The 14,811-nt window shown below is 49.3% G+C and carries 9 protein-coding genes; all 9 read left to right on the top strand.

Annotated elements, in window-relative coordinates:
• Positions 1-1,008: 1,008 nt before the first annotated feature.
• The 9 genes from E1919_RS04700 (at position 1,009) to E1919_RS04665 (ending at position 14,450) form a co-directional block, all read left to right on the top strand.
• Entirely contained in the window at positions 1,009-1,725 is a 717-nt protein-coding gene (locus tag E1919_RS04700) for a ferritin-like domain-containing protein (protein WP_162052201.1), read from the top strand.
• Between the two features lie 15 nt (positions 1,726-1,740).
• Entirely contained in the window at positions 1,741-2,568 is an 828-nt protein-coding gene (locus tag E1919_RS04695; protein WP_162052200.1) for a ferritin-like domain-containing protein, read from the top strand.
• Positions 2,569-2,616: 48 nt separating this feature from the next.
• A complete protein-coding gene (locus E1919_RS04690) occupies positions 2,617-3,345 on the top strand; it encodes a hypothetical protein (protein WP_162052199.1) in 729 nt (242 codons plus the stop codon).
• 710 nt (positions 3,346-4,055) lie between these two features.
• Complete coding sequence (locus E1919_RS04685) at positions 4,056-5,060, top strand: alkaline phosphatase D family protein (protein ID WP_162052198.1); 1,005 nt, start codon at positions 4,056-4,058, stop codon at positions 5,058-5,060.
• A 375-nt stretch (positions 5,061-5,435) separates the two neighbouring features.
• Positions 5,436-8,609: a TonB-dependent receptor gene (locus E1919_RS04680; RefSeq protein ID WP_162052197.1), complete on the top strand. Its 3,174-nt coding sequence runs from the start codon at positions 5,436-5,438 to the stop codon at positions 8,607-8,609.
• A gap of 75 nt (positions 8,610-8,684) precedes the next feature.
• Positions 8,685-9,704, top strand: a complete 1,020-nt coding sequence (locus E1919_RS04675) for an alkaline phosphatase family protein (protein ID WP_202915845.1) — start codon at positions 8,685-8,687, stop codon at positions 9,702-9,704.
• Entirely contained in the window at positions 9,704-10,036 is a 333-nt protein-coding gene (locus E1919_RS27280) for a hypothetical protein (protein ID WP_202915844.1), read from the top strand. Before E1919_RS04675 ends, E1919_RS27280 begins: the two co-directional genes overlap by 1 nt.
• Before the next feature lie 631 nt (positions 10,037-10,667).
• A complete protein-coding gene (locus E1919_RS04670) occupies positions 10,668-13,484 on the top strand; it encodes a PQQ-dependent sugar dehydrogenase (protein WP_237144004.1) in 2,817 nt (938 codons plus the stop codon).
• A gap of 27 nt (positions 13,485-13,511) precedes the next feature.
• Positions 13,512-14,450, top strand: coding sequence for a sugar phosphate isomerase/epimerase family protein (locus tag E1919_RS04665; RefSeq protein ID WP_162052195.1), 939 nt, complete (start codon positions 13,512-13,514; stop codon positions 14,448-14,450).
• Positions 14,451-14,811 lie beyond the last annotated feature (361 nt).

Here is a 14,811-nt window from a genome sequence, read left to right as displayed (position 1 = left end):
GCAATTTTGCGCTGCCCGTAGTATCAACATCAACACTTGTACTGTGTGTATAGCAGAGAATGGTTAGCAAGTTAGTGGCAGTCGCTGACACCCAAGCCCTTATTGTTTTCTGGCTTCCGAAGGTGCATAGGGTAAATGAGTTATCATCCGGCAAAGGCTAATAAACAAGAGGGCTCGAGTCAGATTAGGGATCGGGCATTCCCGCTTGATAAAAATACATCTGCTCGTTTCACTGCGGTACTCTACAAAAAAGATATATCAACATAATGCACTTTCTTTGTTATCCAGACAGCGCGGTTGATCGCCTTCGTTTTTAGGTTTTATAGTAACCTTACTCGTTTACCTCCAGCATATCGTTATTGTTCTCGTCCCACACTGGCCGAACAGCCTATCGACTTACTCTCTTTCCCTCAGTATTATCACATAGTCAGTGGCCCAGTCTGACCCGCTCTCGTTCCCCAGTCCAAAGTTGCAAACTGAGTATAGGGGCGGTATACGTTAATGGCTTGGGCAGTCAGATAACAGGCGTCCCACTTTCCCTTAACGACTTGCTATAGCTGCGCTTTAGCAAATTGAGCCTACTTTTGCGCGTGGGCTATATAGATTTAGCTACTCCTGTTTATCATAGAGGGCGCATGGCAACTTCCCCCATCGCAGTGGCCCTAGATTTCCCTTTCTCTAATTATAAATGAGTGCTCACTCATTAAACATGTACCTACACCCTTTATTAAGCTGCTGCCTTCAAACATTCAGATGCACAAGCGTAAGTAGTTTTATTATATAACAAAACAAATTATCAGGCGCCAATAAACTGTGTTTAAACAGGGGCTGCTGCTACTCCTGGATGTGTAAGGCAGGTAACATGATATATTCACATATGTCTGATTATTAAATAGATAAGTATTTTTTGACAGAATGGAAAAGATTATCAAGATTAATGGCAGCAAAAGCAGCAGAAGAGGTATAAATGTTTAAAATTAGTATTTTTTTTATTTAATATGGATTAGTATGTTAAACTTTACCGATTCAAAAGGGAAGGGCTACAAGCCTGACCAGGGGCTTGGCAGCTCCCGCAGGTCTTTTCTGCAGTACAGCGGGGCCGCACTGGCCACATCCGCTATCTTGCTCTCCGGCTGTGAGCAGTTCGAGGAGTTTATCCCACCGAAGAACCCCAACTCACCCAAGAAAGTGAACCTGGGGAGCGGGGACATTGGCATCCTCAACTATGCCTATGCACTGGAGCAACTGGAGGCGGCCTTCTACACCAAAGTCGCGCTATTGGGCTTTTACATCGGTGCGTCTGGTGAGGAAATAAAAGTGCTGGAGGACGTTCGGCAGCACGAGGTGGCACACCGCGAGTTCTATGAGGCGGCGTTGGGCAATAACGCCATCGGCAAGCTGGAGTTTGACTTTAGCATGGTGGACTTCAGAGACAGAAACAGTGTGCTGCAGACAGCTAAGACATTTGAGGACCTTGGCGTGGCGGCTTACAACGGCGCTGGCCCGCTCCTTACCAACCCCGACTTCCTGGTAGTGGCCGGTAAAATCGTTTCTGTGGAGGCACGCCACGCGGAGGCCATCTATGACCTTATCGCTCCAAATGATGCTTTTGTGGACTTTATCAGCGATGGACTGGATGAGGCGCTGCCACCTATGCAGGTGCTGCAGATGGCTGCCCCTTTCATTGTGACAGAGATTGACGCGAGTAATTTACCAAAAGCTTAACCGGAGGATACTACGATGGATTTTATAAAACTATTCGATTCTTTCAACACAGATAATAAGTCGGAAGAAGAAGTGGACATCTACATGTCCAGAAAAGAGGCCTTCCGGAAACTGGGAAGCCTGACAAAGAAAGTGGCACTTGCCTCCCTGCCGGTGGCAGCCTTTACCATGATGCCGAAGATGGCCTTTGCGCAAAGCAGCGACGTGATAGGTGTGCTCAAATTCGCACTGACCCTGGAGCGGCTGGAGTACCAGTACTACATAGAGGGTGTGGACTCAGGCATCATCAATAGCCGACATCAGAACGTGTTCATGGCCATCCGGGAGCACGAGCGCATTCACGTGGAGTTGCTGGAGGCAACGATCCAGGCCCTGGGCGGAAATTTGGATGGCGTGCCGAGCATGTTCGACTTTACCGCAGGCGGCGTGTTCCCTAGTCCTTTCAGCAACTACCAGCTCTTCCTGGCCCTGTCGCAGGCATTGGAGGATACGGGAGTGAGAGCCTACAAGGGGCAGGCCCCGAACCTGATAGACAACGACGAATTGCTGAAAGTGGCGTTGCAGATTCATGCGGTGGAGGCGCGGCACGCCTCGCAGGTAAGGCGCATACGCGGAAGAAAAGGCTGGATTACGGAAGAGGACTACGACGGCATAGACGGATTCGGAGGTACTTTCATGGTGGCAAGCAGCGCCGTTTACGCCGGTGAGAAAAACACCACGCATGTGGGTGTGGAAGTGACTGACGTGACAACAGTACCGGTGATGGCAGTGAGAGAAGCCTGGGATGAGCCGCTGTCCATGCAGATGGTAGTAGACATTGTGAAGCCGTTCATCGTGTCATAGATAGTAACATTCAACTTTTAATATTAAACATTTTAAAAATTAATACTTATGAAAAACAATACAAAGCTAAATTCAATTATGCATAAAGCTGTGTCTTCTGCCAAGGTGCTTGCTGCTACCGTTATGGGTACTATTTTCCTGGCAAGCTGCGACCAGCTGGGTGACCTGGATGGCGTTATACCTGGAGGCGGCTCTGGGGGCAATAACAGCAAGATGAAGATGTACAAGGTGCAGTTGAACCCGCTCAATAATTCGGGCGTGACGGGAACGGCGACCGTGATGATGAGCCCGGACGGCCACTTCGAGGTCATCACCGACGTGGAGGGACTGGCGCCGGACATGGTGCACCCGCAGCACATCCACGGATTTGTAATGGAAAACATGTCAGACAAGGATGCTATGTGCCCCCCACCAAGTGCAGCAGGCGACGATGGGCTCCTGACATTGGAGGATGGCCTTCCATTCTACGGGCCTGTGCTTATACCACTGGACGACAGGCTGGTGCCGCTGACATCTGATAACTTTCCTGTTGCCACCTCTGCCGGTACCATCAGTTATGGTGGAAAGGTGATGACAAACTCGCTTGTTTCTGCATTCGATGCCATGCACAACGGCACCCAGACAGTAAAAGACCTGGAGCTGGATAAGCGTGTGATTGTGATTCATGGCGCTTATGTAATTAATAATAGAGTCGTACCAGCTAGCAGGAACCCTAGCCCCAGAAGATATATGGCTACTCTTCCGGTGGCCTGTGGTGAGTTGGTGGAGATGAAGTAAGACACTGCTGTTTACTTCAGAAAAAGGGAAGCGCCCATCGTGGCGCTTCCCTTTTTCTGGTAGTAACTTAGTACAGGTGTGGTTAGACAGTGTCGCCAGGGTATGACAGCAGCCTCCGGGCACTGGACTTGCTACGTTTGACTGGAGGCGTTTGATAGGCAGATTTATGAAAGTATTAAATTTGACTATAATGGATAGACTTATAGTTGACGCCTCCTTCAAACACCGTGGCGGGCTGGCAGATGAGGGTCTCCAAACAGGTAAACGACACCTCCTGAGAATTGATTATTTAAAATTGCTCCGTAGGGGGGCGAATAAATTTGACAAAACAAGAGGCTGTTCCGACTTTTCGGACAGCCTCATCTGTTTCACTCTGACCGGGGCGTGCAATACGCCTTTAGTGCCTTCAGAGAGCAGCTGGAGGGAATGCCAGTGGTAAAAACCATGAGTTATGAGTCGCAAGGGCAATTATTGGGATAACGCTGTGGCTGATATCTTCTTTAAGTCGATGAAAAACAGAAAGGGTGTACCACCTTGCCACTATGAAAACCTATTCCTGCAGTCAGGCTGTGGCTACCTGAAAAAAGTCTCCATTGAAACATTGCAATTCCAATTTATATAAGGAAAGATAACGGGAACATTACAGTAGCATAACATGCACTTTACCTGAGTTGCTGACCTTTGCCTCAAAAGTAAAAAGACTTAAAAAGATGGTAAAGTGTTTTTTCAGTTTAGTATTTATGCTCACCCTGGGTACAGCTGTTGCTCAGACAGGGGAGGAGTTCGTCATGGCCTTTGGTTCGTGCAACAGGCAAAACCTGCCACAGCCCATGTGGGAGGTAATTGCCAAAGAGCAACCCAATTTATGGGTATGGCTGGGAGACAACATTTACGGTGACTCGGATGACATGTCGGTGCTGAAGGCGAAGTATGAGACGCAGGCAAACCAGGAAGGATACAAAAAGCTGACTGCCCAAGTACCTGTTATCGGCACCTGGGATGACCATGATTATGGCCGTAATGATGCCGGTAAGGAATACCCGCATAAAAAGGAAAGCCAGCAGCTGGCACTGGACTTTTTAAAAGAGCCGGCAAACAGCATCCGAAGAAATCAGGAAGGAATATATGCTGCCTACGACTATAAGCTGAAGAACAAAACAGTCAAAGTGATACTGCTTGACGCGCGCTATCACCAGGATGCATTGAAGAAAGACAGCGTAAAAGCCTATATCCCAAATACACAGGGAGACTTATTAGGGGAAGCGCAGTGGGAATGGTTGGAGAAGCAGTTGAAAGAGAGTACGGCGGATGCGCACATCATCGGCTCCGGCATTCAGTTTATACCCGACCAGCACCCCTATGAGAAATGGGCGAATTTTCCGTCAGCCCGCAAGCGCCTGTTCGACTTACTTGCTAAAACACAGGCGAAAGGCGTAATACTCATTAGCGGAGACCGGCATATCGGTGAGTTCTCCAAAATGGAGGTGGAGGGGGTGGATTATCCAATTCACGAGATAACCTCCAGCGGGCTGACGCACTCCTCCACCAACAACACCAGCGAATACAACCCATACCGTGTAGGTCCACTGGTAAACCAAAAGCATTTCGGGCTCTTTACCTTCCAGGAGAAGGAAAACACCTTTGCTGTGGAAGTGAAGCTAGTGGGCGAAGACGGAAAGTCATTCCATACAGAAAAAATAGTGCTGTCAGAATAAAGGCTTTTAGAGCATGTTTAAATTTTGTTTTTGATAGCGAAAATGCGTGATTTTGGGTTCTGATAAAGCTCATTTTGAGTGTAATAGCAGCGCTATTGCGCGAAAAATAGCTGAAGTCAGGTTCTGAAAGCACGTATTTGCAGCTCAAAGTATAAAGTTTAACATGCTCTTACAGTAAAGTTTACAAGCAAGAGGCTGTCTCCAACATGGGGCAGCCTCTTTTTATTTATTCTCCCACTCTGTGGCGGGTTTGTAGCCAGAGGCATAACAGTAAGGTAAAATCAGGGGAGCTTACTTGATGATACTGTAATAATGGCTTTCCACTGCCATAACATGGCGACAGTAGCTTTGCATCATAACCATAATTTAGTTTACATGACAAAGAAATTCTACTACTCGCTCTTCAGCATCGCCTTTCTGGTACTGCTTTCTGCCGCGCAGGACGCCTGGGCACAGGTAACAGGCGCTTCCATTGTTGGAAAAGTAACGGATGAGCAAGGTGCCGGATTACCGGGAGTAACTGTGCTGGTTCGAAATGAATCCACTGGGTTTCAGACCGCCACACTGTCAAACAGTGAAGGCAGCTACTCTGTTAAGCAGCTGCCGCTCGGGAAGCCTTATGAGGTGAAAGCCTCTTATATAGGGCACGCTACGCAGGTGCAAAACAATTTTGCATTGAATTTAGGAGACCAGTTGGTTGTTGACTTCGTGATGCGGCAGGCGGCCACAGACCTGGAGGAGGTTGTCATCACCACGAACTCTCTCAGTAGCCGCATCGACCGTGCCGGGGGAAGCACCTTCATCAGGGCTCAGGACATTGAGAAGCTTCCGACCATGAACCGTAATTTCACCAACCTCGCCTCCCTGGCCCCTACAGTAATTGGCGGCAACATCAGCGGCCAGCTTGCCTCCTCCACCAACTACCTGATTGACGGTGTAAGTGCAAGAAATAACCTGACTTCAGGGGATTTGGCGAGAGGCCCTTATGCACTATCTATGGAGGCAATTCGGGAGTTTGAGGTCGTGACAAACGTGTATGACGTGACTTACGGCAGGCAGGGTGGTGGTACTATCAGTGCGGTGACAAAGTCAGGCACTAACAAATTCACAGGTTCTGTTTTTGACTACTACCGCTCTGACTTTCTCTCCAGCCCCTATGACATCCGGGGAAATGAGCGGGAGCAGAACTTCACCACAAACCAGTATGGCTTCAGCCTGGGCGGCCCCATCATCAAAGACAAGTTGCACTTCTTCACGGCCCTTGACCGCCAGGACGAGACCATGCCTTTTTTTATAGCTGATATCAGAGAACCCGCAGACGAAAACGCTTTGCGCATCAGCAGAGGCGCCCTGGACACGCTGATTACAATTGGACGAGAAAAGTACGGCCTGAGCAACAACCTGCAGGTGGGAGAGTTCGGCAGGAAAACCCTTGCTAACACGTTTTTTGCCAGACTTGACTGGCAAATCAACGACCGCAATCAGTTGACGCTCCGCAATAACTACAGCGACTGGAACAACCCCTACAGCGTCAGCGACAACTCGCCTATCAACCTCTTCGAAGTGTATGGTGATTTCAAATCCAGGGAAAATAGTACGCTGCTCTCCCTGAGAACGCAGTTCCAACCCACGCTGCTCAATGAGTTGAAGGTGCAGTACCAGCGGGCTACCCGAAACTATGTGCCGAACCAGGAACTGCCATCGGCTAACATCCCGCGCGCCATAGTAACGGTGCGCTCACAGCTGCCGAACGGAACATTGGGTAACACACAGGTGCAGCTGGGCGGACAGCGTTACCTGCCAGAAGACAACCTGGAAGACCAGATACAACTGGTGAACACCACTTACCTGACTAAGGGGAGGTATAATTTCACTTTCGGAACTGACAACACACTAACCTATTTAGATACTTATATCTCCAGTGAGCAGAACGGGCGCTTTATCTTCAATAGCTTGGAAGACTTTGACAATTTGAACCCCTCCCGTTACGCACGCGAGGTGCCGCTGCAAGGAGTACCATCGGTGCAGCAGTGGGTGCTGAACGGTTCGCTTTTCGGGCAGGTGCAGTACGAGCCGCTGCCAAACGTGGAAGCAACCTTTGGCCTGCGTTGGGATGTGACAAGCTACCTGGAGGCAGGGGAGTATAACTCCGTAGTGGACGAGGCATTGGGATTGCGCACAGACAACAACCCGACAGACTGGAATAATATTCAGCCGCGGGTGCAGCTCACCTGGGATGTGGCGGGCAATAGAACGGACGTGCTGAAGTTCGGAGCAGGAATGTTCTCTGCCAACCCCATCACCTATGCGCAGGTAAACAACATCCAGAACAGCGGTACCATGGTGGCCGCCGTGGACGTGACACGCCCCGCAAGCGGAATGAACCTGGTGCCAAGGCCTGATTTTCCGGCTTACCGCCTGGACCCGAGCTCTGCGCCGGGACTTATAGCGGGGGTACCAAATGTATCCACCATCAACCTGAACAGCGCTGATTTGCAGATGCCTTCTATCTTCAAGGCAAACCTGAACTACAATAAGATTATCGGTGACTGGCTGCGTCTGGGAGTGAACTTGCTTTACTCTAAAACCTGGAACAACTATGTATACCTTGACCGGAACCTGGTGGAGGAACCCTACTTCCGACTTGCCAACGAAGATAACCGCGGTGTCTTTGTGCCGGCCAACACCATCACAGAAAAGGGAATCACCGACAACGTGCTGGGCAGGAAAACGCAGGCTGTGGGCCGTACGCTGGAATTTACGAACGGGGCGGAGCTTCGCCAGGCCGCTGTGGTTGTGGATGCCGACATACGTTACCTGAGAGACGGCTACCTGAACCTAAGCTATACCATGAACGACTCAAGGGACAACTCGTCTTACAACGGAAACGTGGCCAATACCTCTACCTTCCGGCCTATTAAGTCTGACCCCCGTGACTTGAGTGAGATGTATTATTCTGACAACCATTTCCGCCACAAGGTGGCAGTGTTCGGCTCCACGCCCAGCCTGAAAGGGTTCGTGCTCAGCGGAACGTTCACTGGGTTCGGCGGAACGAGGTACTCGCTGCTGGTGGACGCGGATATCAACGGTGACTTTGTGGGTGGTCCCGGTACTGACAACGACTTAGCTTTTGTCTTTGACCCTTCTAACCCGAACACGCCGGAGTCTGTAAGAATCTCCATGGAGAAGGTACTGGCTAACCCGGACAACCGCGCAGCAGATTACTTACGTGAAAGCCTGGGCAGTATAGCAGACCGCAACGGAGGGCGCAACCCTTTTTCAGGAACATTCAACCTCCGCCTTGCAAAGACCATTAAGACTTTCAAAGACCAGGGGCTAACGATAAGTGTTGATGCCTTCAACTTTGCCAACCTGCTGAACAAAGACTGGGGTGTAAACTACAACCTTCGTAACCAAAACCTCCTGTTTGTGACAGGCTTTGACCAGCAAACGCAGGAGTACAGCTACCGCGTAAATGAAAACGTGGGTGTGACGCAGCAGAACGGAACACCATACCAGATCCAGGTAGGAGCTAAGTATTCTTTCTAATCCAGCCTTATTTCTTAGTAAAAGTGTGGGGGCTGTTTAGCTCCCACACTTTTTAATTCTTAAACTATAGACAATATGAAGTGCTTTACCATAACAGTTTTACTTAGTGCCCTTTGTTTCTTCACCTGCTTTGGCCAGGCAGCCAAATATGTAGTCGTCATCAGTATAGACGGATTCCGCCCTGAGTTTTACAAGGACCCTTCCTGGCCTGCCCCAAACCTGAGAAAGCTGGCAGACAGCGGCGTGTATGCCGATGGTGTGAGAGGTGTCTTCCCTAGTGTCACCTACCCATCGCATACAACAATTTTGACGGGTGCTATGCCAGCCAGGCACGGTATCTACTATAATTCTCCTTTCGAGCCGGAGGGGCAGACCGGGCGCTGGTATTGGGAGGAGAGCCTGATTAAAACGGAAACCCTGTGGGATGCGATGCATAAGGCCGGCCTTACCTCCGGATCTGTATTCTGGCCTGTGTCTGCAGGTGCTCCCATCGATTATAACATCCCGGAGGTGTGGTCATTGGATAAGAACATGGACCGTGTAACACCTATCAGGCAACAGGCAACACCAAAAGGGCTGTTTGAGGAAATCGAGCTGAACGCCACGGGCAAGCTGGAGCCTGACGACCTGAACAGTGACTACATGATAACAGACGAAAACGGCAGCAGGATGGCGGCATACCTGATCAAGAAACACAAGCCGAACCTGTTGACGCTGCACCTTTATTGCGTGGACCATGCAGCCCACGGGGAGGGGCGCTACGGGGAGCACGTGAGCGCGGCGGTCGCAACAGCCGATCGGGCCATTGGCAACATCATGGAAGCCATTGATAAAGCGGGCATCAAGGACAGCACCGCCATCATCATCACTGGTGACCACGGCTTTGTGGACATTCACACAAGCCTGGCTCCCAACGTATGGCTTGCCACCAAAGGACTTACCGGCACCAACGCGTCTGACTGGAAAGCCAGGTTCCATACATCAGGCGCTGCTGCATTCCTAATGCTGAAGAACAAAGGCGACAAAAAGACTATAAGCGAGGTAAGAGCTATATTAGCAAGCTTGCCGGAGTCCCAAAGAAGCTCTTCCGGATAGTGGAACGGACAGAGTTGGATAAAATTGGTGCAGACCCGGCGGCAGTCCTGGCCCTGGCACCTGTAAAGGGAATAGCGATGAGCAGTGCTGTGGAGGGGGAGCCTATCAGGCCTGCAAAAGGAGGCACCCACGGCTTTTTTCCTGATTTTGATGAAATACAGACGGGCTTCATCGGTTCTGGAGCAGGGTTTAATAAAGGTGTCGTGTTACCTATGATGGGCTTGGAAGATATAGCGCCTGTCGTAGCGGAGTTGCTGGGACTGCCCTTCGAGGCGATTGACGGGGTGCTATACCCTGGAATAATATTAAAAGAATCAAAAACTGCTTTGTAAAGCCTCAGTTTACTGGCTATGTACAAAAAGAGGCTGTCCGAAAAGTCGGAACAGCCTCTTTTTTTTCACGTCTATTTTAACACCCCTACGGAGCGATTTCAAACATCCTATTCTCAGGAAATGTCTTACGTTTTTTTGGACACTTTTTTCTATATTGGAATGTATATCGGAATGTCTTTTTGAGGGGCATACGGGCGGGCTATACATGGTGGAGAGCATCTATAACACCTTACAAACCTCTACGGAGAGAACACAGTTAACGACAAGATCACATAAGGTGCGCCACTCTTGTGCCACACCCTAATTAGAGCACTTAACTCACCTACGCTCCATTCAGGCGCTGCTGCAGCACGAAGATATATGCCGACATTTCCAGTTACGCACCAGACAAAACCACCATTCCACTTGATAATCTTTAGTTTATTTTTATTTTAGCTAACCTTTACTATAGAGTATGCCAAAAAGGTGGAAGTGCTAAGGCTGAAATTACATAAAGAACAAGCAGCGCTTCTTAATCACGTAAGATTCTTATGAACTGATAGGTAAATGCCTCCATGCAGGCTTCATAAAGTTTGCATTTATACTTTTGATTTTGAAAGATTGACTTGTTATGTTAGAGCAATATAAGCGCATGAAGTCTCCTGAAAAATATAGTATCATCTTCAGGACCTGTAAAAGCTATGGTATGCTATGGCTGTACATTTGTTTATCCCTTGCTGGAGGTTTGTACTCTTGTAAAGGAACAGGTGCTAATGAAGCTGCAAGTGACGAGGTAGCATATAAAAATGAAGGTCAATCGCAGACTGCAGTACCAGACCCGGAGCGTTTCCAGAAAATAGAGCTGGCCTCTAATTTAAATGAGCCCACGGAGCTCCAGGTTCTGCCGGATGGAGATGTTTTGTTTATCGAACGAACCGGGGCGGTCAAGCTTTTTGACGCTAAAGAAAGCAAGGTTCGCGTTTTAGCGAAAGTCCCCGTTTTCCATGATTTAGAAGATGGCCTGCTTGGCTTGGCCCTGGATCCTGACTTTGCCCAAAACCGTTTTGTATACTTTTTCTACTCCCCGGCAGGCGAAAAGGAAGTGCAGCGGGTATCCAGATTTTCTTTGGAGGGGGGCTCACTTGACCTCAAAACAGAGAAAGTATTACTGGAAATCCCGACGCAGCGAACAGAGTGCTGCCATTCGGCAGGCTCACTGGCGTTTGGTCCTGACAAGAACCTATACATTGCCGTAGGCGACAACACCAATCCACACAACCCAGGTTACTTCAACTCCATAGATGAAAGAAAAGGACGTGCATTCTGGGATGCACAGCGCACCGCCGGCAACACAAATGATCTGCGGGGAAAGGTGTTGCGCATCAAACCCGAGGCGGACGGAACGTATTCTATCCCGGAGGGGAATCTGTTTCCGTTAAACACCCCTAAGACCAGGCCCGAGATATACGCGATGGGCGTTCGCAACCCCTACCGGATTACGGTTGACCCGAAGACCGGCTGGTTGTACTGGGGCGACGTTGGGCAGAACACTATTGATGACCCGGCTAGAGGCCCTATCAGCTATGACGAATGGCACCAGGCGAAACAACCCGGCTTCTTCGGCTGGCCCTATTTTGCCGGGAATAACCAGGCTTATGCCGACTTTAACTTTGCCACCGAAGAAATAGGACCATTTTTCAATCCTCAGAATCCGGTGAATGATTCTCCCAATAACACCGGGCTTCAGAACCTTCCCCCAGCACAGAGTGCGATCATCTGGTACTCCTACGACGAGTCAAAAGATTTCAAAAATCTAGGCACTGGGGGTAAAAGTCCGATTGCCGGCCCTTTCTATCATTCCGAACTTTATCAGCAACAGCCTGCCTGGGTTAAGAGCAGCCGGAAGTTTCCGGAGTATTACAGTGGAAAGTGGTTTATCTCCGAATGGATGCGAGACTGGATTAATGTGGTCACGATAGATGAAAATGGAAACTTAACAGACATTGAGCGGTTCATGCCTTCCGTGAAATTCGATCATCCCATAGATTTAGAGTTTGGCCCTGATGGGGCGCTCTACGTGCTGGAATACGGCACAGGTTGGTTTGCCCAAAACCAAAACTCCCGTCTTGTCCGAATTGATTACGTTGAAGGGAACCGACCTCCCGTAGCCAGGCTTCATGCCAGCAAAACGGCCGGTGCAGTGCCACTCACGGTTAATTTCTCGGCAACTGAATCTTTCGACTATGACAAGAACGATAAACTGAGGTACGAGTGGCAGTTGGTAGGACAGGGGAAGCAACTCCAACCTGCGCCGGAAACAAGCTATCAATTCGACACACCTGGCACATACCTTATGCGCTTAACAGTGACTGATGTTGCCGGTTTAAGTACCTCACAGGAGGTGAAAATCGAAGCAGGAAATGAACCGCCAAAGGTAGAGATTGACTTTGCGGGCAATGAAAGCTTCTACTGGAACCAGAAGGCAGTAGACTACCAGGTAAAGGTAAAGGACAAAGAAGAAGGAAGTCTGGCTACAGGCGGAATTAGCCCGGATGAAGTGTTAGTTACTGTAGATGTAGCTGATATGGGTACCGACTTAACACTTTTGGCTCAGAACCAGGAAAATGCAGCATCTCTTTACCTGCACCCGGGGCAGCAGTTTATCAAACAAAGCGACTGCCTGGCCTGCCATCAGGAAGAAGAGAAGTCCGTCGGGCCATCCTGGCTTCAAGTGGCAAAGCGCTACAAAAACGATGAGAAGACATTAGCGACCTTGACACAGAAAATCATCAGGGGAGGCAATGGCAATTGGGGCCAGGCTGCCATGTCTGCACATCCGCAACTCAAGAAAGAAGAGGTGTCCGAGATGGTGAAATTCATTCTGGATATAGGAAAAGAGCAACAGGCGAAAAACAGATTACCGGTGCAGGGGGCTTTTAAACCGGATAGCAAAGCGGAGGGACTTTACGTTTTCCGGGCCATGTATAAAGACAAGGGCTATGGGAATACTTCTCCCCAGGTTGGCCAAGCGAATCGTGTCTTACGCAATGCAAAGGTCAAAGCCATTAACTGCGACGAGAACGTTGGCGCCATCCGCTATAACAATACTTACATCCGTTTTCCTTCAGATAAAAGCTATATCTCCTTTGATGATATTGATATGACGGGCATTGAAAACCTGAAAGTAGCTTTTGCTACCACTTTCCCGTGCCGTTTATCTTTCAGGTTAGATAAGCCTGACGGGCCTGAAATAGGTTTTCTTGATTTAAAACCGACTGAGGCTCCCGGAAAAAATATCACCAATGTCATCACCAACTGGAAAGAGCAGGCCTTCAGGATAAAGCCCCAAAATGGCAAGCATACCCTATATGCTGTAGCTACTACTTTCCCGGAAAACCTGGATGGGAACAGTTATTTAAGCCTCAACTGGGTATACTTTCTGCCATCGGGTTCCCAATTTATAAATTAATTGAAGACAAGATATAGTATAATTCTGATGATACAGAATCGCCGTGCATTCCTTGGCAGCCTCGCCAGCCTGACAGCAGCCAGCTTACTTCCGGCCTGGGATGTGTTGGCCCATCCTGTAGCGGCGGACCAGCTGCACATTGCATCAAACGAATATTCCTGGATTACCTTTTACCAGCGGCAGGGGCGGGATTGGTTCGCTGATCTGGACGCTTCCTTGGGTGAGTTTGCCAAATCGGGCATTCCAGGATATGAGCCGTCCGTTAATAAAGCGAAAGAACTACACCTGCTGGCGCCGCTGCTCAAGAAGCACAACATAGAGATGCGTTCGCTTTACGTGGGGTGCACGCTGCACAAAGAAAAGGAAGCTGAAGAAAGTCTGGAGCAGGTGGTGTCGATTGCCAAAGCTGCCAGGCCGCTGGGCGTTAAGATAATAGTAACCAACCCCAGTCCCATCCGCTGGGGCGGAGAAGAAGACAAAACGGATGCTGAACTGGCCTTGCAGGCTAAATATTTAGGCAAGATCGGGGCAGAACTCCGGGAGCAGGGCATCACCCTGGCCTATCATAACCATGACAGTGAAATGCGGCGTTCGGCGCGGGAGTTTCATCATATGATGGTGGCAACTGACCCGCAGCATGTAGCACTGTGCCTGGAACCACACTGGCTTTACCGGGGCTCAGGTAACTCTCAAGTGGCTATGTTCGACATTATGCGTCTGTACGGCAATCGTATTGCCGAAGTTCACTTGCGGCAGTCAAAAAACGGCATTTGGTCGGAAACCTTTGGAGAAGGGGATATTGATTATGAACAATTGGCTAATGAACTTCTGAGTTTGGGCGTGCGCCCGCACCTGGTATTGGAGCAGTGTGTAGAGGAGCAGACCCCAAATACCATGGATGCTGTGACAGCGCATAAGAATGATCTGCAATATGCTTCGCGTGTCTTTAGTGCGTTTAATAAGTAGGTAAAAATATAAATACAAATAATTCCTCTGTGGCATCTGAGGGGGTTTGCTATGGATCTCAATATGGATTTGTCTAACTTCATATGTTCACAGGACACACCGGGCTCATCAAAAAAAATCCAGTTCAAGTCTTCCGGTGCTCAGCGGATTATTCCGGTAAATATGGAAGAGTTCAGAAACGTGCCCAGACTGGATTTGAAGGTAGTATAGGGAGGAGCTATAATGGAGCTTTTAGAGCAGATGCATGAGACTACTTCAGACACAGAATGCATTCCTAAGCTCAACCACTTCCTGAAAAAGCCCCTTTTGCCGCAGCAGGATGGTGCCTGCTTATCATACATCTGCAATGAGCAGGCAGATG

The sequence above is a fragment of the Pontibacter pamirensis genome (assembly GCF_010015475.1).
Lineage (GTDB): Bacteria > Bacteroidota > Bacteroidia > Cytophagales > Hymenobacteraceae > Pontibacter > Pontibacter pamirensis.
Note: the sequence above shows the minus strand (reverse complement) of the source record. Positions and strands in the feature narration are given on the sequence as shown.

Coding starts and splice junctions, on each gene's coding strand:
- E1919_RS04665 (WP_162052195.1), top strand. CDS start 13,512: ATGATACAGAATCGCCGTGCATTCCTTGGCAGCCTCGCCAGCCTGACA.
- E1919_RS04680 (WP_162052197.1), top strand. CDS start 5,436: ATGACAAAGAAATTCTACTACTCGCTCTTCAGCATCGCCTTTCTGGTA.
- E1919_RS04670 (WP_237144004.1), top strand. CDS start 10,668: ATGAAGTCTCCTGAAAAATATAGTATCATCTTCAGGACCTGTAAAAGC.
- E1919_RS04695 (WP_162052200.1), top strand. CDS start 1,741: ATGGATTTTATAAAACTATTCGATTCTTTCAACACAGATAATAAGTCG.
- E1919_RS04675 (WP_202915845.1), top strand. CDS start 8,685: ATGAAGTGCTTTACCATAACAGTTTTACTTAGTGCCCTTTGTTTCTTC.
- E1919_RS04690 (WP_162052199.1), top strand. CDS start 2,617: ATGAAAAACAATACAAAGCTAAATTCAATTATGCATAAAGCTGTGTCT.
- E1919_RS04685 (WP_162052198.1), top strand. CDS start 4,056: ATGGTAAAGTGTTTTTTCAGTTTAGTATTTATGCTCACCCTGGGTACA.
- E1919_RS04700 (WP_162052201.1), top strand. CDS start 1,009: ATGTTAAACTTTACCGATTCAAAAGGGAAGGGCTACAAGCCTGACCAG.